Source organism: Vibrio sp. R78045, assembly GCF_042466085.1.
GTDB lineage: Bacteria > Pseudomonadota > Gammaproteobacteria > Enterobacterales > Vibrionaceae > Vibrio > Vibrio cyclitrophicus.
The window spans coordinates 1,821,776-1,846,930 of record NZ_JAXHBS010000013.1; the positions used below are offsets into that span (position 1 = coordinate 1,821,776).

Annotated in this window: 23 protein-coding genes and 1 pseudogene; 18 read left to right on the forward strand and 6 right to left on the reverse strand. The window is 42.6% G+C overall.

All coding sequences use genetic code 11. The features are described from left to right. Window positions 1-75: 75 nt before the first annotated feature. The 3 genes from SJY39_RS18605 (at window position 76) to SJY39_RS18615 (ending at window position 3,856) form a co-directional block, all read left to right on the forward strand. The gene (locus SJY39_RS18605; protein ID WP_010429732.1) at window positions 76-1,260 is read left to right on the forward strand and encodes an amino acid aminotransferase; all 1,185 of its coding nucleotides are present in this window, start codon (window positions 76-78) and stop codon (window positions 1,258-1,260) included. 11 nt (window positions 1,261-1,271) lie between these two features. Further along, a complete protein-coding gene (locus SJY39_RS18610; protein ID WP_010429729.1) occupies window positions 1,272-1,958 on the forward strand; it encodes a RimK/LysX family protein in 687 nt (228 codons plus the stop codon). A gap of 290 nt (window positions 1,959-2,248) precedes the next feature. Beyond that, window positions 2,249-3,856, forward strand: a complete 1,608-nt coding sequence (locus SJY39_RS18615) for an ABC-F family ATPase (RefSeq protein WP_372264103.1) — start codon at window positions 2,249-2,251, stop codon at window positions 3,854-3,856. Between the two features lie 299 nt (window positions 3,857-4,155). Here SJY39_RS18615 and SJY39_RS18620 read toward each other — a convergent pair whose 3' ends face one another. After that, complete coding sequence (locus SJY39_RS18620; RefSeq protein ID WP_010429725.1) at window positions 4,156-4,680, reverse strand: hypothetical protein; 525 nt, start codon at window positions 4,678-4,680, stop codon at window positions 4,156-4,158. 109 nt (window positions 4,681-4,789) lie between these two features. Beyond that, entirely contained in the window at window positions 4,790-5,170 is a 381-nt protein-coding gene (locus SJY39_RS18625; protein ID WP_010429722.1) for a YgiW/YdeI family stress tolerance OB fold protein, read from the reverse strand. A gap of 242 nt (window positions 5,171-5,412) precedes the next feature. Between SJY39_RS18625 and SJY39_RS18630 the strand changes: the two genes are divergently transcribed. From SJY39_RS18630 to modC, 4 genes are read left to right on the forward strand one after another with little or no spacing between them, the layout of a single operon-like run. Beyond that, on the forward strand, window positions 5,413-6,885 hold the full coding sequence (locus tag SJY39_RS18630) for a cobyric acid synthase (RefSeq protein WP_016792866.1): 1,473 nt from the start codon (window positions 5,413-5,415) through the stop codon (window positions 6,883-6,885). Window positions 6,886-6,935: 50 nt separating this feature from the next. After that, window positions 6,936-7,694, forward strand: coding sequence for a molybdate ABC transporter substrate-binding protein (modA, locus tag SJY39_RS18635; protein WP_016785257.1), 759 nt, complete (start codon window positions 6,936-6,938; stop codon window positions 7,692-7,694). Next, window positions 7,695-8,393 carry a molybdate ABC transporter permease subunit gene (gene modB / locus SJY39_RS18640; RefSeq protein ID WP_016767194.1) on the forward strand — a complete coding sequence of 233 codons (699 nt, stop codon included), beginning with the start codon at window positions 7,695-7,697 and terminating at the stop codon, window positions 8,391-8,393. Then, a complete protein-coding gene (gene modC / locus SJY39_RS18645; RefSeq protein WP_010429714.1) occupies window positions 8,390-9,496 on the forward strand; it encodes a molybdenum ABC transporter ATP-binding protein ModC in 1,107 nt (368 codons plus the stop codon). The genes modB and modC overlap by 4 nt, the downstream gene beginning before the upstream one ends. Before the next feature lie 357 nt (window positions 9,497-9,853). On the opposite strand, the gene SJY39_RS18650 is transcribed toward modC, so the two are convergent. Then, the gene (locus tag SJY39_RS18650; RefSeq protein WP_010429711.1) at window positions 9,854-10,291 is read right to left on the reverse strand and encodes a DUF3069 domain-containing protein; all 438 of its coding nucleotides are present in this window, start codon (window positions 10,289-10,291) and stop codon (window positions 9,854-9,856) included. A gap of 131 nt (window positions 10,292-10,422) precedes the next feature. Between SJY39_RS18650 and SJY39_RS18655 the strand changes: the two genes are divergently transcribed. Beyond that, window positions 10,423-11,394 (forward strand): diguanylate cyclase, encoded by a 972-nt coding sequence (locus SJY39_RS18655; protein ID WP_016795356.1) that lies wholly within the window; start codon window positions 10,423-10,425, stop codon window positions 11,392-11,394. A 76-nt stretch (window positions 11,395-11,470) separates the two neighbouring features. Next, window positions 11,471-12,481: a Solitary outer membrane autotransporter beta-barrel domain gene (locus SJY39_RS18660; RefSeq protein WP_102282416.1), complete on the forward strand. Its 1,011-nt coding sequence runs from the start codon at window positions 11,471-11,473 to the stop codon at window positions 12,479-12,481. A 98-nt stretch (window positions 12,482-12,579) separates the two neighbouring features. Here SJY39_RS18660 and SJY39_RS18665 read toward each other — a convergent pair whose 3' ends face one another. After that, window positions 12,580-13,821: a GGDEF domain-containing protein gene (locus tag SJY39_RS18665; protein ID WP_171342274.1), complete on the reverse strand. Its 1,242-nt coding sequence runs from the start codon at window positions 13,819-13,821 to the stop codon at window positions 12,580-12,582. Between the two features lie 448 nt (window positions 13,822-14,269). Here SJY39_RS18665 and SJY39_RS18670 point away from each other — a divergent pair, with 448 nt between their 5' ends. The 9 genes from SJY39_RS18670 to SJY39_RS18710 all read left to right on the forward strand — a co-directional run bounded on the left by SJY39_RS18670 (window position 14,270) and on the right by SJY39_RS18710 (window position 22,847). Then, entirely contained in the window at window positions 14,270-14,632 is a 363-nt protein-coding gene (locus tag SJY39_RS18670) for a late competence development ComFB family protein (protein WP_372042760.1), read from the forward strand. 44 nt (window positions 14,633-14,676) lie between these two features. Continuing rightward, the gene (locus SJY39_RS18675; RefSeq protein ID WP_010429698.1) at window positions 14,677-14,958 is read left to right on the forward strand and encodes an HlyU family transcriptional regulator; all 282 of its coding nucleotides are present in this window, start codon (window positions 14,677-14,679) and stop codon (window positions 14,956-14,958) included. Between the two features lie 299 nt (window positions 14,959-15,257). Continuing rightward, a complete protein-coding gene (gene pntA / locus SJY39_RS18680) occupies window positions 15,258-16,808 on the forward strand; it encodes a Re/Si-specific NAD(P)(+) transhydrogenase subunit alpha (protein ID WP_010429694.1) in 1,551 nt (516 codons plus the stop codon). Window positions 16,809-16,818: 10 nt separating this feature from the next. Beyond that, window positions 16,819-18,198, forward strand: coding sequence for a Re/Si-specific NAD(P)(+) transhydrogenase subunit beta (gene pntB, locus SJY39_RS18685; protein ID WP_010429692.1), 1,380 nt, complete (start codon window positions 16,819-16,821; stop codon window positions 18,196-18,198). A 265-nt stretch (window positions 18,199-18,463) separates the two neighbouring features. Continuing rightward, the gene (vxrA, locus tag SJY39_RS18690) at window positions 18,464-19,936 is read left to right on the forward strand and encodes a sensor histidine kinase VxrA (protein WP_010429689.1); all 1,473 of its coding nucleotides are present in this window, start codon (window positions 18,464-18,466) and stop codon (window positions 19,934-19,936) included. Further along, window positions 19,911-20,570, forward strand: coding sequence for a response regulator transcription factor VxrB (vxrB, locus tag SJY39_RS18695; RefSeq protein ID WP_010429687.1), 660 nt, complete (start codon window positions 19,911-19,913; stop codon window positions 20,568-20,570). Before vxrA ends, vxrB begins: the two co-directional genes overlap by 26 nt. Continuing rightward, a complete protein-coding gene (locus SJY39_RS18700) occupies window positions 20,570-21,457 on the forward strand; it encodes a DUF2861 family protein (RefSeq protein ID WP_010429685.1) in 888 nt (295 codons plus the stop codon). The genes vxrB and SJY39_RS18700 overlap by 1 nt, the downstream gene beginning before the upstream one ends. Before the next feature lie 50 nt (window positions 21,458-21,507). Continuing rightward, a complete protein-coding gene (locus SJY39_RS18705; protein WP_010429683.1) occupies window positions 21,508-22,653 on the forward strand; it encodes a conjugal transfer protein TraF in 1,146 nt (381 codons plus the stop codon). A 41-nt stretch (window positions 22,654-22,694) separates the two neighbouring features. Then, window positions 22,695-22,847, forward strand: a complete 153-nt coding sequence (locus tag SJY39_RS18710) for a YoaH family protein (protein WP_010429681.1) — start codon at window positions 22,695-22,697, stop codon at window positions 22,845-22,847. A 535-nt stretch (window positions 22,848-23,382) separates the two neighbouring features. Here SJY39_RS18710 and SJY39_RS18715 read toward each other — a convergent pair. Both SJY39_RS18715 and SJY39_RS18720 read right to left on the reverse strand, forming a co-directional pair. Continuing rightward, window positions 23,383-23,649, reverse strand: a complete 267-nt coding sequence (locus tag SJY39_RS18715; protein WP_371956739.1) for a hypothetical protein — start codon at window positions 23,647-23,649, stop codon at window positions 23,383-23,385. A 635-nt stretch (window positions 23,650-24,284) separates the two neighbouring features. Then, window positions 24,285-25,031, reverse strand: a pseudogene (locus tag SJY39_RS18720) (ISNCY family transposase); the annotation flags it as partial. Between the last annotated feature and the right edge of the window lie 124 nt (window positions 25,032-25,155).

Consider the following 25,155-nt stretch of genomic DNA (forward strand, 5'->3'; position numbering starts at 1 on the left):
ATTTCTGTTTCTTAAATTGTAAATAAAATGATAACTTGGAGGCCATTACTTGAATTTCAAAGGGTTGTGACTTTCATGTTTTCACATCTACCAAAACCAACTTTAGATCCAATTTTATCTCTTTCTGTCGCTTACCGTGGCGACCCTCGTACTGACAAAGTCGATTTAGGTATTGGCGTTTACAAAAACGACCAAGGCGAAACACCTATCATGAAAGCCGTTTCTATGGCTCAAGATATTGTTGTCGAGACTCAGAAAACCAAAGCTTACGTTGGCCTAGCAGGCTGTGAAGAGTTCAACCAGAGCATGGTTGATCTTTTGCTTAAAGGGACTTCTGCAATGGGTCGTGTTGCTGCGATTCAAACACCAGGTGCAAGTGGTGCACTTCGTATGTTGGGAGACTTAATGAAAGTTTCTCAACCTGACACGACAGTTTGGATTTCAAACCCAAGCTACGTTAACCACAAACCGGTCATGGAAGCGGCTGGCTTGAAAGTTCGCTACTACAATTACTTCAGTCCTCAAACCAAGCAAGTTGATACTGCAAAAATGCTAGAAGACCTATCGAAAGCGGGCCCTTCAGACGTAGTATTGCTGCACGGTTGCTGCCATAACCCAACGGGTGCTGACATCGATTTTGAAGCGTGGCAGGAAATTACTAAGTTATCGCAGAAAAATGGTTTCTTACCGTTTGTTGATATCGCTTACCAGGGATTCGGTGATGGCCTAGAAGAAGATGCAAAAGGTCTTCAGCATATGGCTAACAATGTTGAAGAAATGCTTATCACGACATCTTGCTCGAAAAACTTCGGTTTGTACCGTGAAAGAACAGGTGCTGCGATCGTTATTGGTAAGAACAGCGAACACGTTGGTAACGCAAAAGGTAAACTTCTAACTCTGGCCCGTTCAACTTACACTATGCCGCCAGATCATGGTGCGGCTCTAGTGAAAACAATTCTTCAGAATCAAGAGCTAACAACGATTTGGAAGCAAGAGTTAAGTGAAATGCAACAGCGTTTGTTAAATCTGCGCCAAAGTTTATGCGATGAATTGCGAAATACTTATAACACGTCACAATTTGATTTCATTGAAAGCCATAAAGGTATGTTTACTGTACTAGGCTTTAAAGAAACTCAAATGAATCAATTACGTGAAGAATATGGAATCTACGGTGTTGGTGATGGACGCATCAATATTGCAGGTCTTTCTGAATCTCATATTCCTTATGTAGCGAAAGCGATAGCCAACGTTTCAAAATAGAAGGTGACTGAATGTATAATTGGAAAGCGATTGTAACTCTAATGCTAAGTGGTGGCCTTTTTGCTTGCTCCACGACGACTCAAGTTCCTGTCGAACCAGAGCAAAAGCCTCAAATAGAACAACCTGTTGTGGATGACTCTTCAAAGACTGACGCAACTGAAGGTGAGAAGGTCACGGAACCTACAGAGAAGCCTGAAGAAGTAAAACCAACCGAACCAGAGAAAAAGCCAGTACCGGTTGAGAAACCAGTAGAAAAAGCAACGAAGACAAGCGATGGCAAACTGATTCTTGGAGAAGAAGAATGGGTGTTTGTTCCGGGCTTGAAAGAAGCGTTTAAAGCACGTGTAGATACGGGTGCAACAACATCATCAATCAGTGCGGTTGATATTGTTGATTTTGAACGTGACGGAAAAGATTGGGTTAAGTTCAAGATTGAACATGACGGCATCACAACCGAAGAGATCAGTTTACCAGTAGAACGCTGGGTTAAGATCAAGCAATCAAGCGCTGAAGGTACACAACGACGTGCCGTTGTTGTGGCTGCGATTCAAATCGGTGATCTAAAAGACAAAACCGAGTTTACATTAGCAGACCGAACGCATCTTGCTTTCCCACTTCTGTTGGGTAGAAGCTTCTTTAGAGACGTTGCGGTTGTCGATGTAGGACAAAAATACGTTCAGAAAAAAATAACTAAATAGCGTTAAGCGGTTTTAGTTAAAACGAGATCTGACACTTTTACTTTTGATAAATCGAATCCCTGCTAATGGAATTAGTGGGGATTTTTTCTTTTTATGGCCGAATAACCGACGAAATGCATTTAATTGTGCATTGTTCGCTATCCGTTCACTGTTTAACCTCGACAATGTGATCCTGATCTCTATATAATCCGCGCTTCGTTTTATGTTTAATCCATACTTTCGTACTTCTTATTTAGGCGCGTTAGTCCGTCTAATAATTATCTGTCAGTACACGCTTAGGAATTAGTTCTTTGATATCTACCGCGAACATCACAATGCAATTTGGCGCAGAGCCGCTGTTTGAAAACATCTCTGCTAAATTTGGTAACGGCAACCGCTATGGTTTGGTCGGCGCTAATGGTTGCGGCAAATCAACGTTCATGAAAATCCTAAGTGGTGCGTTAACGCCAAGCTCGGGCAATGTTTCTATCACTCCAGGGGAAAAACTGGGTGTTCTAAGCCAAGATCAGTTCGCATTCGAACAATACAGCGTTATCGACGTTGTGATCATGGGTGACAGAAAACTGTGGGAAGTAAAACAAGAACGTGATCGCATTTACTCTTTGCCTGAAATGAGCGAAGACGATGGTATGAAAGTCGCGGAACTTGAAAGTGAGTTCGCGGAAATGGATGGCTACACAGCCGAAAGCCGTGCCGGTGACATTCTAATCCAAGCGGGTATCGAAGAAGAGTTCCATTTCGGCTTAATGCAGCAAGTTGCACCGGGTTGGAAACTACGTGTTCTATTAGCACAAGCATTGTTTGCAAACCCAGACATCCTGCTTCTTGATGAACCAACCAATAACTTGGACATCCACACGATCAACTGGCTTGCTGAAGAGCTAAATCAGCGTAAGTGTACAATGATCATCATTTCGCACGATAGACACTTTCTGAACTCTGTTTGTACGCATATGGCGGATATCGATTACGGTGAGCTACGTGTTTATCCTGGTAATTACGAGTACTTCCTAGAGGCGTCGGGTTTGATTCGTGACCAACTTCTAGCAAGTAACGCGAAGAAAGCAGCTGAGATTAGCGAACTTCAAGATTTCGTTAACCGTTTTGGCGCGAACGCATCTAAAGCGAAACAAGCCAGTTCTCGTGCTAAGAAAATGGACAAAATCACGCTTGATGAAGTGAAATCGTCAAGTCGTATGAGCCCATCAATTGATTTTGGTGAAGGTAAGAAGTTACACCGTCAAGCGCTTGAGATTCAAGACCTTGGCCATGGTTTCGATGGTGAAACTCTGTTTACTGGTGGTAACTTATTACTTGAAGCGGGTACTCGTCTTGCGGTTATCGGTGAGAATGGCGTTGGTAAAACCACATTGCTGAAATGTTTAGTTCAAGAGCTTGAGCAAAACCAAGGTATCGTTAAATGGTCTGAAAATGCGTCTGTAGGTTATTGCCCACAAGACAGCACAGCTGACTTTGATAACGATTTGAGCATTTTCGATTGGATCTCACAGTGGCGTACTGTGAAACATGATGACCTAATGGTACGTGGTATTCTTGGTCGCTTGCTGTTTACCGCTGATGATGCGAACAAAAAGGCTCGTAACTGTTCCGGTGGTGAGAAGAACCGTTTGTTATTCGGCAAGCTAATGATGCAAGACATTAACGTACTTGTGATGGACGAACCAACCAACCACATGGACATGGAAGCGATCCAAGCGCTGAACGATGCACTAAAGGTTTACACTGGCACGCTGATTTTCGTCAGTCATGACCGTGAGTTTGTTTCGTCGTTGGCGACACACATTATTGACGTGAAAGACCAGCAACTGATTAGCTTCCAAGGAACTTACGAAGAGTACTTAGATCATCAGAAAAAGATGCTGATGGTTGCTCTGTAGAAGCAAATTGCTCGCTAAGTGTTAACACAGCTAATAGCGAGCGATAATTGAAAGTAATAAAAAGCCCCGAGCATGATTATGCTCGGGGCTTTTTTAATTCGAAGTTGTTACGTATTACTTCTCAAAGTACCAAATTGCTTATCAACGACAGCTACTTATCAACGAGACCTACTTATGGATGGATTATCTCTGAGGTGTAGATTTAAGTAAATGAAGCGAGACCAGATCAGTTAACTCGATAAAGTGATTCAACTGGATAAGGATAATCAACTAGATCAAGGTAACAAATCGAATCTAGCCTAGAAACCGAATCGAGCTGACATCAAAATTTGGTGTCCGTAAGTACCGTTATTACGCATATCTAGACCTACAGAAAGCTGATCTGTTGAGTGAAAACGCGCGCCAACACCAACAATCGAACGTGTGTCATCGTTATCGATCAACTGACCAAGGCGTGCATTGACTTCAACATTCGCCAAAATCCATGCTCTTAAACCGATGTTTACTTCAGTTTTGATGTGGTTGTCGTCATTACGTTCGATGTTATGCAGTAACATTTGACCTGTAACGTCAGCAAATTGACTTATTGGGCCGTGGAATCCCATACCTACCGCTGCGTCCCAATCACTTTCAAATTCTGAATCGATACGAGCAACAAAATGAGAGTTCTGGGTAAACATGGTTGTGACTTCACCACCAAACGTACTCGGGCTCGTACCCATGCGTAGCTCGAATGTGTTGTAGTTAAAGTTGTTTGCAGACGCAGAGAATGAACACAGTGCAGCTAGCCCTAGAAGGACTGTCTTGTTTGCGCGACCTAGCATGGTGACTCCATATAAATTGTATTTTCGGCATTATATACAAAAAAGCCTGCAATATGCAGGCCAATTTATTGAAGCTTATTAATTACAGTAAGTTATTTATGATTGCTGCTTAAAGAACTTGAATGTGATCAACTTCGATTTCAGGTGTTTTGCCACCTTCGTACTCGCCAAAGATACGAATTTTTGTGTCTGCAGTCAAAGGTGCAGCTAGGCGGATGTCATCGTCCAACTCAATTTGAATCTCGCTCTGTCCGTCAGAGAAGATAAACGTATCGCTTTTTAACTGACGAACAATCTTGCCGTCAACAACCGTGTCTTGTTCTGCAAACATACTTGTGTCTGAAAGTAGAGTTGCAACAGAAACTGTCTCTATTGGACCTGTGTAAGCAATAGCGTTCTCGTGTTTGCTATTGCTGTGGTGGTCACCAGCCATTGCGAAAGTAGGTGCAAGAATAATAGTAGATGCGATAGCCAATACAGTTTTTTTCATGATGAATCCTTAAGTGTTGTTTTGTTGAAACGTTTCATTTAGTTGATACGCTTCTTTTCGCTTGGAAGCTTTGTTTCGATGAGGCTATTAAACAACACTCGGTTTGAATGCAGAGTGAGTAACACATTCATTTTCCATTCATTTTATTGAGCATCTACTCGGCAATGGCGTTAAGATGGTGGCAGAGAAATATTGCCAACAGATAGCAATTACAAATCAAGAAATTAAGGATTTAGGTACAAATGCGATCACCTTTAAGCGCCCTTATGGTTCAAGGCACAACGTCAGATGCCGGGAAAAGTGTTTTGGTGGCAGGTTTATGCCGTGTCTTGGCAAGGAAAGGAATCAAAGTGGCACCTTTCAAACCACAGAATATGGCCTTAAACAGTGCTGTGACGAAAGATGGCGGTGAAATAGGTCGCGCTCAAGCCGTTCAGGCGCAAGCTTGTAATATTGAGCCGACGGTTCACATGAATCCTGTATTGCTAAAACCCAATTCTGATACAGGCGCGCAAGTGATTCTTCAAGGTCGAGCACTGAGCAACATGGAAGCGACCGGCTACCACGATTATAAAAAAGTTGCGATGAATACGGTAATTGATTCATTCGATCGACTTTCTGCCGAATATGAAAGTGTGATGATTGAAGGTGCAGGTAGCCCGGCTGAAATCAATCTACGTGAAAATGACATCGCCAACATGGGATTTGCTGAGAAAGCGGATATCCCAGTCATTATCGTGGCTGATATCGACCGTGGCGGCGTGTTTGCGCACCTATATGGAACATTGGCTCTATTATCTGAATCTGAACAAGCTCGAGTAAAAGGCTTTGTGATTAACCGCTTTAGAGGCGATATTGCGCTGCTTCAATCGGGTCTAGATTGGTTAGAAGAGAAAACCGGTAAACCAGTAATTGGTGTACTGCCATACCTGCATGGTTTTAACCTTGAAGCGGAAGATGCCATCACATCTGCGCAAGAGTCTGACGGAGAAGCTAAACTTAAAGTCGTGGTTCCGGTGTTAACTAGAATCAGCAATCACACAGACTTTGATGCACTAAGACTCAACCCTTCAATTGATTTACGTTACGTAGGCAAAGACGAGCGCGTAAATAACGCGGATTTGGTTATCTTGCCGGGTACAAAATCAGTAAGATCGGATTTAGATTACCTAAAAGAACAAGGTTGGGATAAAGACATTCAGCGTCATCTTCGCTTAGGCGGCAAGGTGATGGGGATCTGTGGTGGCTATCAGATGTTAGGCAATATCATCCACGATCCAGATGGTGTGGAAGGTGAGCCGGGCAGTAGTAAAGGATTGGGGTATTTAGATACAGAAACGATCTTAACGCAGCAGAAGACCTTAACCAACGTACGCGGCAACATGACACTTGATGGAAAAACAGCACCAGTAAAAGGTTATGAAATTCACGTAGGTAGGACCGATGTCAATGAAACGTCATTCCCAGTTCAGTTAGAATCAGGCAACCTTGATGGCGCTGTGAATCAAGATAACTCGATATTTGGCACATACTTGCATGGCGTATTCGATAACAGTGATGCGTTGTCGCTTATTTGCGGATGGGCGGGAGCCAACGGCGTAAAAGCGATTGACCATGAACAACTTAAAGAGTTGGGTATTAATCGAATCGCTGATGCTATCGAAGAGCATTTAAATCTTGACCTGCTTTGGCCTGAATTAAAGGTTTTGGCCTGAGCCTAGCGTTCTAGGTCATAAATAAAACGAATAATAGATAAGTGATTAAAATGAAAAAACTCGTCACCCTTGTCACCTTAGCATTTGCGACATCGTTGAGTTCGACTCATCTTTTTGCTGCTGAAAAACTACGAGTTTATGCCGCATCATCGATGACGAATGCAGTAAATTTGTTGGTTGAAGAGTTTGAAAAGAATCATTCTGTCGATGTGATTCCTGTTTATGCGAGCACCTCTTCTTTGGTGCGCCAAATTGAAAGAGGCGCGCCAGCAGACATTTTTATCTCGGCCAATGACAAATGGATGACGTATTTAGTCGACCGCCAATTGGTTTATAGTGACAATGTCACAAACTTGTGTGAAAACGAGCTTGTGCTGATTTCTCCGAAAGAGGTGCCAGTATCTTTGAATCTCTCAAAGGGTGAACAATGGGCTAAACTGCTTACCAATGAAAGACTTGCTGTAGGGAACACAATGTCGGTTCCTGCGGGTATCTACGCGAAAGAAGCGTTAGAAGCTTTAGGTGTTTGGAATGATGTTAAAGCTCGATTAGCGCCAAGCAACAATGTTCGTATGGCGTTGGCATTGGTAGAGCGTAGTGAAGCTAAACTTGGCATTGTCTACAAAACAGATGCGCTGCTTTCTAAAGAAGTGAACCTAGTGTCGACATTCCCATCAGACTTACATACCCCGATACGTTACCCTGTAGCGAAGTTGAGCGATAAAGTGGTTGCCGAAGAGTTCTATATTTTTCTAAGGAGCAAGAACGCGAAGAACACCTTGAACAGTTTTGGATTTGAAGTGCGCTAAATGATGTATTTATCGGAATACGAATATCAAGCGTTAATGTTGAGCTTGAAAGTTGCTGGGTTTGCCATCTTATGGCTTATTCCTATCGGCATTGGCTTAGCGTGGCTGCTTGCTAAAAAGCAGTTTATTGGCAAAAGTATTATAGAAAGCATCGTGCATCTGCCTTTGGTGCTCCCTCCTGTGGTTATCGGCTATTTGTTGTTGGTGATGATGGGCAGACAAGGGGTAATAGGTGCATGGCTCAATGACGTGTTTGGTATTGTATTCAGCTTTAGCTGGAAGGGTGCATCACTTGCTTGTGTTGTCGTCGCGTTGCCGTTAATGGTTCGCTCTATCAGGCTCAGCTTAGAAACAGTAGACTGTAAACTCGAAGAAGCTGCAGCTACATTGGGCGCTTCTCCGATCCGTGTGTTTTTCACCATCACTTTACCTTTGATGATCCCTGGGATCATCACCGGCACAATGCTTTCTTTTGCAAGAAGCTTAGGTGAATTTGGCGCGACGATAAGCTTTGTTTCCAATATCCCCGGTGAAACACAAACTATTCCATTGGCCATGTATACCTTTATCGAAACCCCTGGTGCAGAAATGGAAGCGGCGCGTTTGTGCGTCATCTCTATTGTGATTGCGCTTAGTTCGTTGATGTTATCTGAATGGCTAAATAGAAAATCATCACAGCGATTGGGAGGAAACGCATGAGTGCATTAGTCCTCCAGTATCAACAACAACTTGGTGAAACCTTTTTCGATATCGACTTGGAGCTGCCAAGTAGCGGTATTACTGCAATTTTTGGTCGTTCTGGCGCGGGAAAAACTTCACTCATTAATGCGATTAGTGGTCTAAAACAGCCAGATAAGGGTTTGATCAGTGTATCTGGAACCATTCTGTTTGATAGCAAGAATGGCGTTAATTTACCGACTCACCAACGCAATGTCGGTTATGTGTTCCAAGAGTCTCGATTGTTCCCGCACATGAAGGTGACGGCGAACCTTAAGTACGGTATGAAAAGAGCCGATCAAGCGCATTTTGACCAAATTGTTTCGTTGTTATCTTTGGGTTTGTTACTTGATCGTTATCCAGCTCGCTTATCTGGCGGAGAGAAGCAGCGTGTGGCAATTGGCCGTGCACTGTTATCTAAGCCAAGCATTCTGTTGATGGATGAACCACTTGCGTCTTTGGATCTGCCGCGTAAACGTGAAGTGATGCCGTTTCTGGAAAATTTATCTGAAACTGTTCAGATCCCGATCATCTATGTTACTCACAGTCTTAATGAGATTTTACGCTTAGCCAATCACTTAGTGATTATTGAGCAAGGCAAAGTTATTTCATCGGGAGTAACCGAAGAGGTATGGGCATCAAGAGCAATGCAGCCGTGGCAATCTTTCTCAGAACAAAGTTCGCTTTTTGAAGCGACTTTAGCTGAGCACAATGATGATTATGCGCTGTCTCGCTTAATGCTAGGAAAATCGACATCGTTATGGGTTCAAAAAGTGTCAAGTGAGATTGGTGCTTCGGTAAGGCTGCAAGTTAGGGCAAATGACGTCTCTATCGCACTAGAACAGCCACAAAGGACTTCGATACGTAATATTCTTCCTGTGACCATTCGAAGCGTAGAGACGCATCAGCAGGGCTCTAACAAACAGTCTGTCGCTGTCGAATTGGAACTAGAACCTGGATGTTATCTGTGGGCTACTATCACACTGTGGGCGCTGGATGAGTTAAACCTAGAAATTGGTCAACAAGTTTACGCACAAATCAAAGGTGTGAGTGTCACGCAGCGAGATATTGCGGTTACGCATTAAAGCGGTTTTGATGTTTTAGTTCAGGTTTCTTGGATTTAAGATTCGGCTTAGTTTTAGATTGGAATTGTAGCTTAGGTAGTGTGCATCGTTGATACCTTACGTGTTCGTACACTAAAATTCGATCTTGATTCCATGAATGGAAACACGCGTTACGTTTGTACTGTGTTAATGTATTTTTTACGCCAGACTTTATGAGTGTATGAGCATAACGGCGAACGACATGACACGATGGCAGCGCTGATACCATTAGCAAACATAAGATTAATGAAAACAAAAAAGCCGCGTGTTTGAAGCAACATGCGGCTTAGTCAATAAGTAATACTGTTAGCGCTCAGCCTAATCTAGGCTAGCCCCGACTTACTTAGTAAAAACTTCTTTAAAATCACGCTTCAAGATAGCATCACGACGAGCTTTCTTGATTTGTTTAACCATGTCTTTTACACAATTATGTAGAACTTGGTCTAGCAGTTGAGCTCGGTACTCTTCTTTTTCTTCGTCAGACATATCTTCTGGAAGTTTAAGAGTAGGGAACTCTTCCATCACGTTAACACCAGCGAAAGCTTGGCTAACACTGATTAGAGCGTGGAACTGCTCGAAGTTGTCCAAAACATTTTGTGCGCTTGCTGGAAGACTATTCCATGCTTCACGTACTGCTTCTTCAGACACTTCATGAATAGAAGTAACCATAAAGTGCATCTCTTTTGGCACTTCATCAAATTCGATAACTTGACGAAGCTCTGGCGAGATGGTCGTTAAATCGATTTCTTGTGGTTCGTTGTTTGTAGCGTCTGACATAGTATTTCTCTTTAAAAAGAAACAATGCTAAAAAGATCTGTAAAAAAGTCAATATAATATAGAGATTAGGGCATGATTTAAGCCCAAATTTGAGCTACTTTGAATATTCAACACTAGATAAAGGTGATGTGATGATAGAAAAGGGATCTTCGATGCGCATATTGCTGGTTGATGATGTTCAACTAGACAGAATGCAACTTGCGATTCGGCTTAAGCAACTGGGTCATATTGTTGAAGCTGTAGGCAGCGGCAGAGAAGCCCTGGATGTTTATTCTGACTTTGATCCTGAACTCGTATTACTCGATATTAGCATGCCAGACATGGATGGTTTTGAAGTCGCTAACGAGGTTCGTAGTCGGTTCCCAGAATGGGTTCCTATTATATTTTTGAGTGGTCACGAAGAGCCAGCAATGATCGCTAAGGCTATCGATGCTGGCGGTGACGATTACCTGATTAAGCCAGTTAACAAAGTTGTTCTAAATTCCAAGTTGATTGCGATGCAGCGTATCGCTCATATGCGACGAGAATTAAAGCAGAGTACCGCCAAACTCGAAGAGCTCAACATTCTCCTTCAACAACAGGCCAACGAAGACGGCCTTACCAAATTGTATAATCGTCGATATATGGATACTAAGCTTGAAGAAAGTATTGCATGGCATGGAAGACGTAATATACCTATGACAGTCATACTACTGGATGTAGACTTCTTTAAGCCCTACAACGATAATTACGGCCATATTCAAGGAGATAGTTGCTTACAGGGGCTTGCAAGCACCCTTAAACAGCTCTTTGTCCGTGCGGGTGAGTATGTTGGTCGTTATGGCGGTGAAGAATTTGTTTTAATTCTGAGTGATACGGACAGTGAAGCGGCTAGTCTACAGGCCATGAGAATCAAAGAAGCGCTTCATGAGATGAATTACGCACACGATCATTCAACGGTGTCTGATAGGGTGACAGTGTCACAAGGTGTGTTGTCGTTTATACCGGGAGGCGATGAGTCAATTGCGTCTATCTACGATAAGGTTGACCAAGCGCTTTATCAAGCTAAACAAAGCGGTAGAAATACCTTTATACAGCGCAACATTTTGGAGCTTGCTCGTTAATAGACAAGCTCCTTTCTATGTTTGAATTTAGACTTCTGATAGCAGCCTGCTAGGAAGTTATTTAGTGATAAGAGAAATGCCACACTCAAAGTTATGCCCTTTGGTAAAAACAAACAAGGCGATTGTCCTACCGCTGTTTTGCTCTGTTTTCCCTGCAATAGTGAGTGCCACTACGTTGTCTGATCTAGTTAGAAAGGATATCGAACGCACGTTCGCGACGAGCGTATTGCTTAACGATACGGATGTGTTTACTTTTGGTATTAATAACTTTGATCCCAATAAAGTTTTTCGTTTAGATAACGAAGACATTGGTTCCAATGATTCTGTGAGCCGAAGAAAAGATATTGCTTCGATCAGCTTTCCGTATACGTTTGAACTTCCAGAGTACATTGAAGGTAATCATCAAGAAATAACATTACGTCTATCAGCGTTGCGTATCGAGAAAGATGTTGTGTACGCATCGACAACGAAAAGTGATTTTCAAAAAGAATCAGTAGTTTCTGGTTATCTTGAATTTGCCAATGTTACCCAGTTGGATGAACACTGGAGCTTTAGCTCGGCGATTGGTAACCACATCTCTTATTATCGCAATGACTTTGAATATCGCTCATCATTACTTGAGCCTTATAAAGATCAACTGGATGGCGTGTATCTGAATACTGACGCATGGGCATACATCGTAGAACCTAAGGTAAAACTGACCTTTGAAGACAAGCATGACTGGGGAAAATACAAACTAAGCACCAGTTGGCATTACTTTAATGGTATTGGTTGGGGTGAGGCGAATGAAGGCAACATTGGGCACCCTGAAGGCTGGTACATCGCAAACGAAGCCAAGATCTTTTACGACTTAATACGCTGGGATAAAAACATTACTTCGATGTATTCAAGTATCAGAAGAATTGATATCGGGGGCGATACGGTTGCATCTATGGGAACATCGTCCTATTACGAAGGCAGTGTAGGCTGGTTGCTCAATCCTAATCTGTTTAATGATTGGGTGGACAATGTCGGGATTGGATTGACGATTAATTATGGAAGCAGTTTGAAAGGAGGGAGCTTAGTTATCTTCTTTAACCAAGATTGATCTTCCTCTCTGGTATTCATTGATTTTATTCTGATTAATGAATCGCGCTATGAAGCGTTTTAGCCATTCCCGATTAAATTACTTAGTTACTTAGTTACTTAGTTACTAACAATCAACTTGTTGCGACCCGTTTCTTTGGCTTTATACAGTGCGTTGTCGGCCAATTTTAAAACCTCTTCAGGGTGTTTGGTCGTCGTACTATCAGATACTCCAATACTTACCGTAACATTCACCACTTCTGTCGGGTTACTACTTTGGCCGCGCTTTTTCATACCCACTTCATGATCATCAGGGCGTTCGTGAGTATTACGAATAATCATGTCGTAATTTTGGATATCAGAGATGAGTGCCTGTAGGTCAGCTTTAACTTGGTCTGCGTATTTACCTTTAAAGATGATCGTGAACTCTTCACCGCCATAGCGATAAGCACGTGCGCCGCCACCAGTCTCAGTGATGAGTCGTGCGACTAACTTGAGAACATCGTCACCAATGTCATGTCCGTAGGTATCATTAAACGTCTTGAAGTGATCAATATCGACCATCGCCATCGAGTATTTACGCCCTAAGTGCTTCATATCGACTTCTAATGCATGTCGGCCAGGAATATTAGTGAGTTGGTCATTAAAAGCCATATCGTGGCTTGCTGACATCACATAGATGATTATCAATGTTCCAGACAAAGAAAACATCGTACTCGAAATATACTGTACATCAAAAAATGTGAAGGTAGATGAAGCAAGCAAGATAGCGCTATAAACCACAACGTCGATAGAGCGGTTATAAACCAAAACCAAAATGGCCGTTAAGCCTAATAAACAAAGGCTGTACAACACGAGCACAAATGGCAGCTTAGAAAAATCTCTTACCGTAAACAGTATGCCTTCGCTCCACGACTCAAAACCGCCCGCATGGAAGTGAGAAACAATAAGCTGTGCCCAGACCATAAACAACACCACAACCAACGCATATAAGAACATCGATTTAGAGTTAACGCCATTGTCGGGGAAGGCATAGACTAATAAGCAGGTAACTGGCAGTAGTGTGGCAAGGAGAGACAACTCTAATAATGTAGTGCCTGTGTTTAGCGGTGTTTGCAAACGAACTTGGATAATGAGATATGCGACAAGCATAGTCGAAGAGACCATTGCCATGCGGCCTTGTCTGAATGTATGACACAACAGAACGGCAACGCTCAATAGAATATATGGGAGGTTGCTAGCAAACCCTAAGTTTGACTCCGTCACGAGAATGACGTTGTTCATACCTACGAGTAACATTACTAATAAAAGTAAGGGAAAGCAAAATCGAAACAAGCTCGACGTTACAAAAGAAGATGCCATTTATGTGGAGAGCCTAAAGTGTACTGATGATCTTATAATTTAATTTTATACTTAGCATACGGTTAAACAAGCGATTGCCAAGTTTTTTGCGTAAATTAGAGCAAAAACATGGTCATAGGGCGAGATTGGTGCAACCATATTTATATGTATTTGAGTTGCTATTAACCGTAGAACGAACTACACAGTATATATGAGAAATTAATTCGCTGTTATAGATACTTAACAAAACGTACGCTGATAGTATCAATTAATGGTTAATCACGAATAAGCGAACCGTAATAACAGGCAAATAGTCACAGTGAACTGATAGCCCTGATAAACAGACAGTTAGGGTAATCAGGCCATTCTGATAAATGGGCAGTTATGAAAAACGGAAGTGACAACAAGCGGTTAGTTATAATAAGTTGTTAAGAGCAATATCATAAAACACTACAAACGGAGATGTAGTATGCAAATCAGTGTGGATGTACACAATTACATGGAAACGCTTGTTGGTCATGTTTTGACTACCGAGGAATATGTGTCTAGTTACACCAACGAACAACTGGCGGATCTCGCGTGTTTGGCGTTAGGCCAACTTAAACCGATTTACATTCGCTTTGATATCGATTTTCTTGCAGCCCTACCAGAAGACAAGTTAGTGCTCTATAAACGAAATAGTGAGATCGCGGTCAAAAATGCAGAAAGCATGATCATTGACGACCGAAGACGCGAACGTGACGACAATGTGCCCGTTATATTTAGTCAACACAATTTTGATGATGACGTAGAATTGCAATGGTGTGAAAAGCCATTGTTGAACAGCAAATAGTCATGATAGTTTAGAGTCAGTACGGTCATTTAAGGAGTAAAAACGTGGGATTCTTTTCTAGATTATTTGGTGGCAAAGAAAAAACTGAACAAAAAGTAGACATTGAGCCAGTAGAATACAAAGGGTTTAATATTTACCAAGATGCCATTGCAGAATCTGGTCAATATCGTGTCGCTGGGCGAATCGAGAAAGAAGTCGACGGTGAAATCAAAACTCATCGTTTTATTCGTTCTGATGTTGTTTCAAACAAAGAAGACGCCAACGAATTGATGCTCAAGAAATCGCAGATGTTCATTGATCAAATGGGCGACAATATATTTAGCTAACCAATTGGGGTTAGAATTGATGTTGGTCATCATTTAGAGAGCTTTCAGTGTATATGCTGAAAGCTCTTTTTAGTTTTAGGGATAAAGAACAGCTAGTAGGTTGTTATTTAAAGGATTATCAGAAAGTGGTTTGACCTCTTTGTTTGAGATGGCCAATATTGATTGAAATGAAGCGCCGAAAACTCAACTAAATCGTTATAAGTAATAACTTTTCCTGTTCTTTGAACAAAACGCTTGAAGTATTAGTTCTCGTTAGATACAAACGAATAAGTCATTGTGCCAATAGTCAAGGAATCGCTATGCAAATTGGTGTACCAAGAGAAACACTCGCGGGAGAAACGCGAGTCGCTGCTTCGCCGAAATCGGTAGAACAGCTTCTAAAATTAGGGTTTGAAGTTTGTGTTGAATCACAAGCCGGCGCGTTAGCAAGTTTTGAAGATACAGCTTATGAACAAGCTGGAGCAAAAGTTGTTACCGCCGATGAAGCGTGGAAGTCCGATATTATCTTTAAAGTTAACGCTCCAATCGTTGACGAGTCTAAAAATGAAATCGAATTGCTTAAAGATGGCGCCACATTGGTCAGCTTTATTTGGCCCGCTCAAAACCCAGAATTAATGGAACAACTGTCCACTCGTAACATCAACGTGATGGCGATGGATTCTGTGCCACGTATTTCGAGAGCTCAGGCGCTAGATGCCTTGAGTTCTATGGCAAACATCGCGGGTTATCGTGCTGTTGTTGAAGCGGCGCACGAATTCGGTCGATTCTTCACAGGTCAAATCACGGCAGCAGGTAAAGTTCCACCAGCGAAAGTGTTGGTTGCCGGTGCGGGTGTTGCGGGCCTAGCGGCGATTGGTGCCGCAGGTAGTTTAGGTGCGATTGTTCGTTCGTTCGACGTTCGTCCTGAAGTAAAAGAACAAGTAGAGTCTATGGGCGCTGAATTCTTGGAAGTCGACTTCCAGGAAGACACAGGTGCTGGTGACGGCTACGCAAAAGAGATGTCTGAGGCATTCAATAAGAAAGCTGAAGAACTTTACGCGGCTCAAGCGAAAGACGTCGACATCATTATTACAACCGCTCTTATCCCTGGGCGTCCAGCACCTAAGCTGATTACCAAAGAGATGGTAGACAGCATGAGTGCAGGTAGCGTGATTGTGGATCTTGCTGCTGCAAATGGCGGGAACTGTGAATACACGGTTGCAGATCAAGTGATCACAACGGCGAATGGCGTGAAGGTGGTTGGTTATACAGACATGGTTGGTCGATTGCCGACTCAGTCATCTCAACTGTACGCAACTAACCTAGTTAACCTACTGAAACTACTTTGCAAAGAAAAAGATGGCAACATTAACATTGACTTTGATGATGTTGTACTGCGTGGCGTTACAGTTGTTAAAGAAGGCGAAGTCACATGGCCAGCGCCACCAATTCAAGTTTCAGCTCAACCACAACAACAGGCTAAGCCAAAAGCTGTGAAACCTGAGCCAAAAGTTGAAGAGCCTGTCTCTCCAATCAAAAAAGTGGCCGGTATGGCGGTTGCCGTTGGTGCTTTTGCTTGGATAGCGTCGGTTGCGCCTGCTGCGTTCTTATCTCACTTTACCGTTTTTGTTCTCGCTTGTGTGGTGGGTTATTACGTAGTTTGGAATGTAAGCCATTCTCTGCATACACCTTTGATGTCCGTTACTAACGCTATCTCAGGGATCATTGTAGTAGGTGCGCTGTTACAGATAGGACAAGGAAGTGGTGTAGTCACGTTCTTGTCATTTATTGCCGTATTAATTGCAAGTATCAATATCTTTGGTGGCTTTACTGTGACCAAACGTATGCTTGAAATGTTCCGTAAAGACTAAGGAGTAACAGATGTCTGAAGGATTAGTACAAGCAGCTTATATTGTTGCTGCTGTATTCTTTATCATGAGCTTGGCTGGATTATCGAAGCAGGAATCTGCACGTGCAGGTAACTATTACGGTATCACGGGTATGGCAATCGCGTTGATCGCGACGATCTTTGGCCCTCACTCGTCAGGTATTGTGTGGATTATCATTGCAATGGTGATCGGTGGCGGTATTGGTATCCACTACGCAAAGAAAGTAGAAATGACCGAAATGCCTGAGCTGGTGGCTATCTTGCATAGCTTCGTAGGTATGGCGGCGGTACTTGTTGGTTACAACAGTTACATTGATGCTCCTGAAGCGGCAACACATGCAGAACACGTCATCCATCTAGTGGAAGTGTTCCTTGGTGTGTTCATCGGTGCGGTTACCTTCACGGGTTCTATTGTTGCGTTTGGTAAGCTTCGTGGCGTTATCTCTTCGTCAGCATTAAACATTCCTCATAAGCATAAGTGGAACCTAGCAGCTATTGTTGCCTCTACATTGTTAATGATCACGTTTGTTAAAGCCGATGGCAGCATGTTTGCGCTAATGGTAATGACTCTGATCGCATTCGCCTTCGGTTACCACTTAGTGGCATCGATTGGTGGTGCAGATATGCCAGTGGTTGTTTCTATGTTGAACTCTTACTCTGGTTGGGCGGCGGCGGCGGCAGGTTTCATGCTGGCAAACGACCTGTTAATCGTAACGGGTGCATTGGTTGGCTCGTCAGGTGCCATTCTGTCGTACATCATGTGTAAAGCAATGAACCGATCGTTTATTAGCGTTATCGCTGGTGGATTTGGTCAAGAAGTGGTTGTGTCTGATGGTGATGAAGAGCAGGGTGAACATCGTGAAACATCGGCTGAAGATGTTGCGGACATGCTGAAAAACTCTAAGTCAGTTATCATCACTCCAGGATACGGCATGGCAGTAGCTCAAGCTCAATACCCGGTGCATGAGATTACTGAAAAACTAAGAGCACAAGGTATCAATGTTCGCTTTGGTATCCACCCAGTTGCGGGTAGGTTACCGGGTCACATGAACGTACTGCTTGCTGAAGCAAAAGTACCTTATGATGTCGTTCTTGAAATGGACGAAATCAACGATGACTTCAATGAGACAGATACTGTATTGGTTATTGGTGCAAATGACACTGTTAACCCAGCAGCATTAGAAGATCCAAACAGCCCAATCGCTGGCATGCCTGTATTGGAAGTTTGGAACGCTCAAAATGTTATCGTGTTCAAACGCTCGATGAATACCGGTTACGCTGGCGTTCAAAACCCATTGTTCTTCAAAGAGAACACGCAGATGCTGTTTGGTGATGCTAAACAGAGTTGCTTGGGTATTTTAGAGCACCTATAAAAGTTAGAACATGTTGTAATACTAAGGAGCTCAATTGAGCTCCTTTTTTTGCTCGTAACGATGTTGCACGTATTTGGAGCTCTTACTTAACTGATGAAAGTTCCAGTTGCTCTCTTGTAAGTAGGTAGGCAGGTATGTTTCTAAATATCTCGGCGTATTTGTCTACAATCCCGCAAGGCAATCGTTGTCCCTTGAATCAACATTGTTTTTCACGCGGTTAAAAATTTATCTTTGATAGCGAATGGTATATATTTGTTTGATCTATATGAATTTGCGTTGGTTTGTGATCATCAAAAAAACATTGACTCTTCTTATTGCTACGTTATCAGTCTCAGTAAACGCCTTTGCTGACTCTTTGCCTGAGCGTATCGATAACTTTACCAAACTCTTTGATCATGAAACGGCCGTTGAATCTTATGATATTCGACTGCTTCAGGCTGATTATCCAACTCGGTTGATCATGCCATCTTCTATGCTGCCACAAACAGCAGAGTATCCGTTGAAAGACATCCAACGCCTATACCAATTATCTAAAACTTGCAGCGGAAAGTTGCCGTTAAGTCCTTTGATCACAGAGCCTTTAGTTTTCACTCGTGCATTATGTAAGGGAACGAAACTTTCCGACCGTTGGTTTAGTCGCAGTGGCTTGATTCACCCTGGTGGCGGCTCTTATGCTGCAAGGTACGTTGAGAAGTACCCAGAAAAGTTTGATGATTTGAAGCGCTTCATGCACATCCAAGAACGACCAAATACAGAGCATGACGAACTCTTATCGCGTTTACAACAAATGGATAACGAGGCCATAACCGCATTGTTAGCTGGCGCGAGTATGTTTGTTGAGCTTAATGAGATGTGGGTAAAACGCGGTGACCGCTACTATCTATACAAAGAATCGGTGTGGAATGAAAATGCAACGCTAGCCGGGTTGTCTTTCAGTTTGTCGTCAGAAGGCAACAGCTGTTTCGTGCAGCGCGGTAACGTGTGTTGGGAAATCGAAGATCATTCAGAACTGCTACAAGTCGCAATGTTTATCTTGGTTATCGCCAACATCATGCTGGTTTTAGGCTGGGCGGTTTACCGCTGGAATAGCAAAAAACAAGAAATGAAAAGCCGGATGTTGGTGCTTCAAATTTTAACGCATGAATTAAGAACGCCCATCGCGAGCTTATCTTTGACGGTTGAAGGGTTTAGGCGTGAATTCGAACACTTGCCAGAATCGGTATATGATGAGTTCCGTAGATTGTGTGAAGACACCCGTCGTTTAAGACAGTTGGCGGAAGCTAGTAAAGACTATTTGCAGTCGGATAACCAACCACTAGCCACTGAGTGGGTGCCAAGTGTTGAGGAGTGGTTGCAATATAAAGTTGAAGAAGATTTCGCACCGGGAATTGAGTTACGTGTGAATAAAGACATTGCTGCAAAAGTGAACGTATATTGGTTAGGAACGTGTATCGACAACCTAATCAGAAACGCCGTGAAGTACGGTGTGGCTCCAGTGATACTAGAACTGAATACTTCTGACAAGAAGCTGACATTCAAAGTTATAGATAATGGAGACTTATCCCGCAAAGATTGGGGACAGCTAAGAAAACCATTCGTTAGTAAGAGTGGACTAGGTTTAGGTCTGACAATAGTTGAATCTATGGTCGGAAAAATGGGCGGTCACATGACGCTTATCGGCCCCCCAACAACATTTATTTTGGAGATACCTTGTGAAACAGACATTGCTTCTCGTTGAAGATGATAAAAATTTAGCTGACGGTTTATTAGTTAGCCTTGAGCAAGCTGGATATGAATGTTTGCATGCTGAGCTGATCTCTGAAGTTGAAGGCTATTGGGAACAAGCGGATCTGGTTATTCTAGACCGTCAACTTCCTGATGGTGACTCAGTAGATTCGCTTCCAAGCTGGAAGAAAAAGAAAGATATCCCGGTTATTTTGTTGACGGCTCTCGTCACAGTAAAGGACAAAGTAGCGGGCCTAGATTCAGGCGCGAACGATTACCTAACTAAGCCATTTGCAGAAGCTGAGCTTTTCGCTCGAATTCGCGCCCAACTTCGCCTACCAGACGCTGAAGAACAAGATGCCTCAAAAGTTATCGCTCAAAATCTTGTTATTGATAAAGCGACTCGTGAAGTGTTCTTTAATGAACAAGAAATTACGCTAACGCGAACAGAGTTTGACCTACTATTGTTCTTAGCAAGTAACCTTGGCCGTGTATTTACACGTGATGAGCTGCTTGACCACGTTTGGGGTTACAACCATTTCCCAACAACGCGTACTGTAGACACACATGTTCTGCAACTAAGACAGAAGCTGCCAGGTCTAGAAATTGAAACGCTACGTGGCGTTGGTTATAAGATGAAAGCATAATGAAAAAAGCCTTACTTCCACTATTAATGCTGTCGAGCGTTATAAACACGGCGCACGCAGCGGATTGGTTTAAGAGCAGCGACGCTCTAACTCAAGTTCACAAACACCTTTTAGATAACGACTTGTCTCAGATGTTTGATTCGTTAGTGGAAGTTTGGCAAATCAACTCTTCTCAATCTCGAGAGGATCACCTCAATGAACTGTTCGCTCAAGCGTTGAACAAAGATTGTGGTAAAACCCTAACCAAGAAAACCTTACCTGATTGGATAAGTTCGGTAGTTGTCAAAAGACACATCATTCAAAGCCCTGGACGTGATACGTTTCGAGTAGCGATTGATGTTGAATCTAAAAACAACATTCAAGGCATCACCTTTGAAAAGTGGGTTGATAGAGTTGTTTCGTCTGATAGTGAATTCTCCAAAGACGACGAACTCGTCAATAACGCATCAGCAAGCCTTTACCATAAGCGTTATAATTTAGCATCTCAACTAGATTCGGGCCTGTATCGTGTAAGCGTTAAAGATGATGCAGGAAACTCGTGGAGCACTTGGGTTATCCTTGGTGAAATTGTCATGCGCCAACAAGTTCGTTGGGCATCAAAAGACACGTGGCGAATCGATAAAAAAGAACTGCTAAATCCATACTGTCCGCTACCTAAGCTTGAAGTCGGTTTGTACGATTATGTCGACGAACACTACGATAAGGTGTGGGGTAAGAGTTACGAGTCTGATTATCCAATGAGTTTGACGGGCGAAGAACTGCCTAATGATCGTTATGTATTAGCCGTTTCGATGGTGCATTCTCGCTGGCAAGGTGACATAGCGATAGAACAAGCACAAACTATCAGTAAAACTTATGATATTTCTAGCGAAGAAGAGTTAAAGTAATTTAGAATTGTGCCGTTAACTATGTAAGGGATCTCACAAAGATAAACGGCATGAAAAAAACTACAAAACTACTCGCAGCGTCAATTGCATTCGCCAGTCTTCCTCTTTCAGCAGCAAACTACGCCATTGAAGCGCGTGGTGATGCGATGGGTGGTGTTGGTGTTGTTTCAGCAAACTTCCTAACAGCTCCATTCTATAACCCAGCACTGGTTGCTATCTATCGTCGTAATGATGATATGGGTATGATCACGCCAAGTTTTGGTGGTAGCTATAACGACCCCAACGACATGAAATCGAACATTGATAGTGTTGTTGACGCATCAAGCACCGCCGAGTTAGATGCTGCTCTTAATAAACTAGACGGAAACCAAGCCAATGTTGAGCTGGGTGGTGTGGTCGCATTTGCGCTTCCTAATCAATTTGTCGCGGCAAACCTTTTCGCTAAAGCTTACACAGAATCTTTCGCGACGCCGAATGTTTACACCACAGGTTCAGATGCAGATAAAATCGAGTTGTCTACCGTTGAAGCAGTGTCTATTGGTGTAACTGAGGTTGGCCTTTCTTTAGCTAAATACCAAACCTTTATGGGCCAACACATTTCATTTGGTATCACACCAAAGATCCAACGTATATACACATACAACTACGTTGCTTCAGTTAATGATTACGACTTGTCTGATGTGAGAGAGAACAGTGATGGAGAAACTGCCTTTAACATGGATGCTGGTGCACTTTGGTTCTTCGGCCCGTTCCGAGTCGGCGTTGCGGCAACTAACTTAATCTCTAGAGACATTGAAACCAAAGATACAACTAAAACACTGACGAGTACTGGTGGTGCAATGCACCAAGTCGGCGGTAAATACACTTACCAACTTGAGCCAGTTTACACAATTGGTGCGGGTATCGTTTCTGACTACTTTACGTTAAGTGTTGATTACGATTTGAATGAGACTGAAAAATTCACATCGTTTGATGACAACGAACAGATGATTCGTATCGGTACTGAAGTTGATCTGTTGCGTCAGCTAAAGCTAAGGGGAGGGTACTACAAGAACCTCGCTTACTCTGACTCAGAAGGTACTGTCACAGCCGGTATTGGTTTGTCACCGCTAAATTTATTCCAGCTAGACATCAGCGCTAACTACACGAATGAAAACGCTATGGGTGCTTCAATCAATTTCCTTGCTAGTTACTAATACTCCTTATATGATTCTGCTCCTAAACAAAGGAGCAGAGCATGTTAAACGACTTACCAACCCTTTCTCACGAAGAACAACAGAAAGCTGTTGAACGAATTCAAGAAATGATGACTCAGGGCATCAGCACAGCACAAGCTATCAAAATGGTTGCTGAGCAAATTCGTGAAGAAATGAGTAAAAAAGAAGAGTAGGGCATCAGCCCTTCTTTTTTAACACCTTAATGCACTATAACTAAATATATTGCCCTCTAGCATATTATCTCGTACATACCCACTCTTTAGTCACCCTAATTTCCAGCCTAATCAAAACCCTTAAATTTAGTCAATTCAGCAAGTTACAGCGGAGTAATTTACTTTACAGGCTTTTCTCGGTTTATATTTGTAATTAAATTACAGCAAGATCTGAAAGTAAAACAATTGCTATTTTAGGTGTCAGCATTTGTGTCAGTGGTTCAATGTATGGTGTTTTTTAAGACTAGTGACGTTGTGACTTCTGTTTTTAGCGGATACGAGTACATGAATGTTTATAATCAGACAAATGAGGATTTCATATAAGAACAGTGCGAGATAAGTGACGACGGTAATGTTTAAAACCGATACCGCGAGTGACTTACCACCGCTTAGAGCAAGCTTTACTAGCCAAATACGCGTCTTTAAGAGCAAGTGTTTAGGAGACTTAGAGGCGTAGGGAGCTGTTTATAGAGGGATACGTATCAAGCAGAGAATGCTATCGATGACGTGATAACATATGCGTTATTGCAATGCCGATGGTGAAAGCGCGCTTAGAGGTGTCCGAATCGAACGTAGAGAGATTGAGCCCTTTACCTTGGGTCGATATAACGAACTCTAAACTATAGGTCCGTTCAAAGTCACACTGTAACTTAATGCCATCCTCTGACTTATGTAATGAGCCTACGGTACCACCATCGTGGTCTCTGTCTGTGTTAACGCGTATAGGGTATTTGTCTGGTGTAATAACGTAGCTCTTATTCATGAGCGTATTAAAAGAGATCAACGACACTAGAGTGATTGCGAGTCAAAAAATCGAAAGGAATATGTTGAGTTTTCGGAATGCTTTGTCACTCATTATATTACCTGCGCACGTGACGTGAATGTTATGCCGTTGGCGCAGTCCGAGGCTCTATTGATTAGCCTCGGTGGAATCTACATACCCACACTTACTTTATACAGGAAAGAGATAGGTTGAACCTGTAATTAAATCAAATTGAAGCGATATTACATTGATTTTGAATGGAATTTGAGCAAAAAGTGCGGTTTTTACGGGGTGTAAAGATTGTACTGTTTATTTATACAGTGTAACTGGCAGCGTATAGCGTTGTGTGAAAATAAAACTAAACACATGTTTATACGGCTAGACTTGATTCAGTATTAGAACATGCAAAGCTTATTACTTTTCAATCTTTGCATGCGCTTTAGTTGCAGTGTCACTTTTATATGGCTGGAGTTATAATTAGGACTTTTATGAGCCTCAACCTTTATCGATATCGACTTAAACCATTGTTATAAAATGGTTTATTGGCTAAAACCTGTACCATATTCGTGCTACAAATTTGACAATTCTACTTCTCGAAACTTTTTCGGCTAACAACTTAAACAACGTTGTAGAAAAGCGAACTCAACGCGGCCTTTGGCTTGGGAGCTGTTGGCACAGATGAGTTCTATCGCCAGTTCTTTCAACACGCGCCCGTATTGAGTTTGGCCAACTTGTTTGTGTTTCTCCTGATTCACTCGAAAAATAGAGTGCTTATCACTGTAAAATGCGATGGGCTTGCCGTGCTCATTGAGGTATTCACACGTGGTCATCATGTAGTCAAACGCGGATTCTGTCTCGCTGAATCTTAGGTTCATCAGACGGCCAGTCGCATCATCAATGAACACCAATAGGCAGCATTTGTCACAGCTGCCTTCAAACCAGTCATGATGGGAGCCGTCAATTTGGATAAGTTCACCCAAGCAATCACGACGGTAACGAGGCTGATAGACCCGAGGTTTGCGTTGTGAATGTGGAAGCCACAGTCCGTCGGCGATCATCCATTGACGTCAAGTTTCGTTTGATATGGGCTAGTTGTGCAGCTTAGATAACTTTTCTTGAGCGAGTGTTGGTGAGAAGTCGCTGTAGTTTTCACGGACAAGGCTTAGCACCGAGTTTCGATAACCACTTGAATAACGATGATTGCTAGGCTTACCGCGAGCGCGATGAGCCAATCCGCTCGCACCGTATTTACGAAGTCGGTTCATCAGGAGTTGGATGTGACGGACACTCAAGCTGAGGATCTCGGCAGCATCGGCCCGACGTATCCGTCGCTGACACACATATTCAATTACTTTAAAACGATTGATCTCTGAATCACTCATAGTCACCAGCATGTTGTTATGTCCATAGCGTTTACCAATATCAATTAAGCCTAGTGGTGATGAGCTAAAGGGACATTTTAACTTTAGAAAATAGTGACATTACTATCTGGGGTTTACAACCTAA

What these genes read in the sequence shown, in the direction of transcription:
- SJY39_RS18625 (WP_010429722.1), bottom strand. Translation starts at nt 5,170, where the DNA reads ATGAAAAAAACTGTATTGGCTATCGCATCTACTATTATTCTTGCACCT.
- modA (WP_016785257.1), top strand. Translation starts at nt 6,936, where the DNA reads ATGAAAAAACTCGTCACCCTTGTCACCTTAGCATTTGCGACATCGTTG.
- SJY39_RS18705 (WP_010429683.1), top strand. Translation starts at nt 21,508, where the DNA reads ATGAAAAAAACTACAAAACTACTCGCAGCGTCAATTGCATTCGCCAGT.
- SJY39_RS18610 (WP_010429729.1), top strand. Translation starts at nt 1,272, where the DNA reads ATGTATAATTGGAAAGCGATTGTAACTCTAATGCTAAGTGGTGGCCTT.
- modB (WP_016767194.1), top strand. Translation starts at nt 7,695, where the DNA reads ATGATGTATTTATCGGAATACGAATATCAAGCGTTAATGTTGAGCTTG.
- SJY39_RS18670 (WP_372042760.1), top strand. Translation starts at nt 14,270, where the DNA reads ATGCAAATCAGTGTGGATGTACACAATTACATGGAAACGCTTGTTGGT.
- SJY39_RS18655 (WP_016795356.1), top strand. Translation starts at nt 10,423, where the DNA reads ATGATAGAAAAGGGATCTTCGATGCGCATATTGCTGGTTGATGATGTT.
- SJY39_RS18605 (WP_010429732.1), top strand. Translation starts at nt 76, where the DNA reads ATGTTTTCACATCTACCAAAACCAACTTTAGATCCAATTTTATCTCTT.
- vxrA (WP_010429689.1), top strand. Translation starts at nt 18,464, where the DNA reads ATGAATTTGCGTTGGTTTGTGATCATCAAAAAAACATTGACTCTTCTT.
- SJY39_RS18620 (WP_010429725.1), bottom strand. Translation starts at nt 4,680, where the DNA reads ATGCTAGGTCGCGCAAACAAGACAGTCCTTCTAGGGCTAGCTGCACTG.
- SJY39_RS18630 (WP_016792866.1), top strand. Translation starts at nt 5,413, where the DNA reads ATGCGATCACCTTTAAGCGCCCTTATGGTTCAAGGCACAACGTCAGAT.
- modC (WP_010429714.1), top strand. Translation starts at nt 8,390, where the DNA reads ATGAGTGCATTAGTCCTCCAGTATCAACAACAACTTGGTGAAACCTTT.
- SJY39_RS18700 (WP_010429685.1), top strand. Translation starts at nt 20,570, where the DNA reads ATGAAAAAAGCCTTACTTCCACTATTAATGCTGTCGAGCGTTATAAAC.
- pntB (WP_010429692.1), top strand. Translation starts at nt 16,819, where the DNA reads ATGTCTGAAGGATTAGTACAAGCAGCTTATATTGTTGCTGCTGTATTC.
- SJY39_RS18715 (WP_371956739.1), bottom strand. Translation starts at nt 23,649, where the DNA reads ATGAATAAGAGCTACGTTATTACACCAGACAAATACCCTATACGCGTT.
- SJY39_RS18710 (WP_010429681.1), top strand. Translation starts at nt 22,695, where the DNA reads ATGTTAAACGACTTACCAACCCTTTCTCACGAAGAACAACAGAAAGCT.
- SJY39_RS18650 (WP_010429711.1), bottom strand. Translation starts at nt 10,291, where the DNA reads ATGTCAGACGCTACAAACAACGAACCACAAGAAATCGATTTAACGACC.
- SJY39_RS18665 (WP_171342274.1), bottom strand. Translation starts at nt 13,821, where the DNA reads ATGGCATCTTCTTTTGTAACGTCGAGCTTGTTTCGATTTTGCTTTCCC.
- SJY39_RS18660 (WP_102282416.1), top strand. Translation starts at nt 11,471, where the DNA reads ATGCCACACTCAAAGTTATGCCCTTTGGTAAAAACAAACAAGGCGATT.
- pntA (WP_010429694.1), top strand. Translation starts at nt 15,258, where the DNA reads ATGCAAATTGGTGTACCAAGAGAAACACTCGCGGGAGAAACGCGAGTC.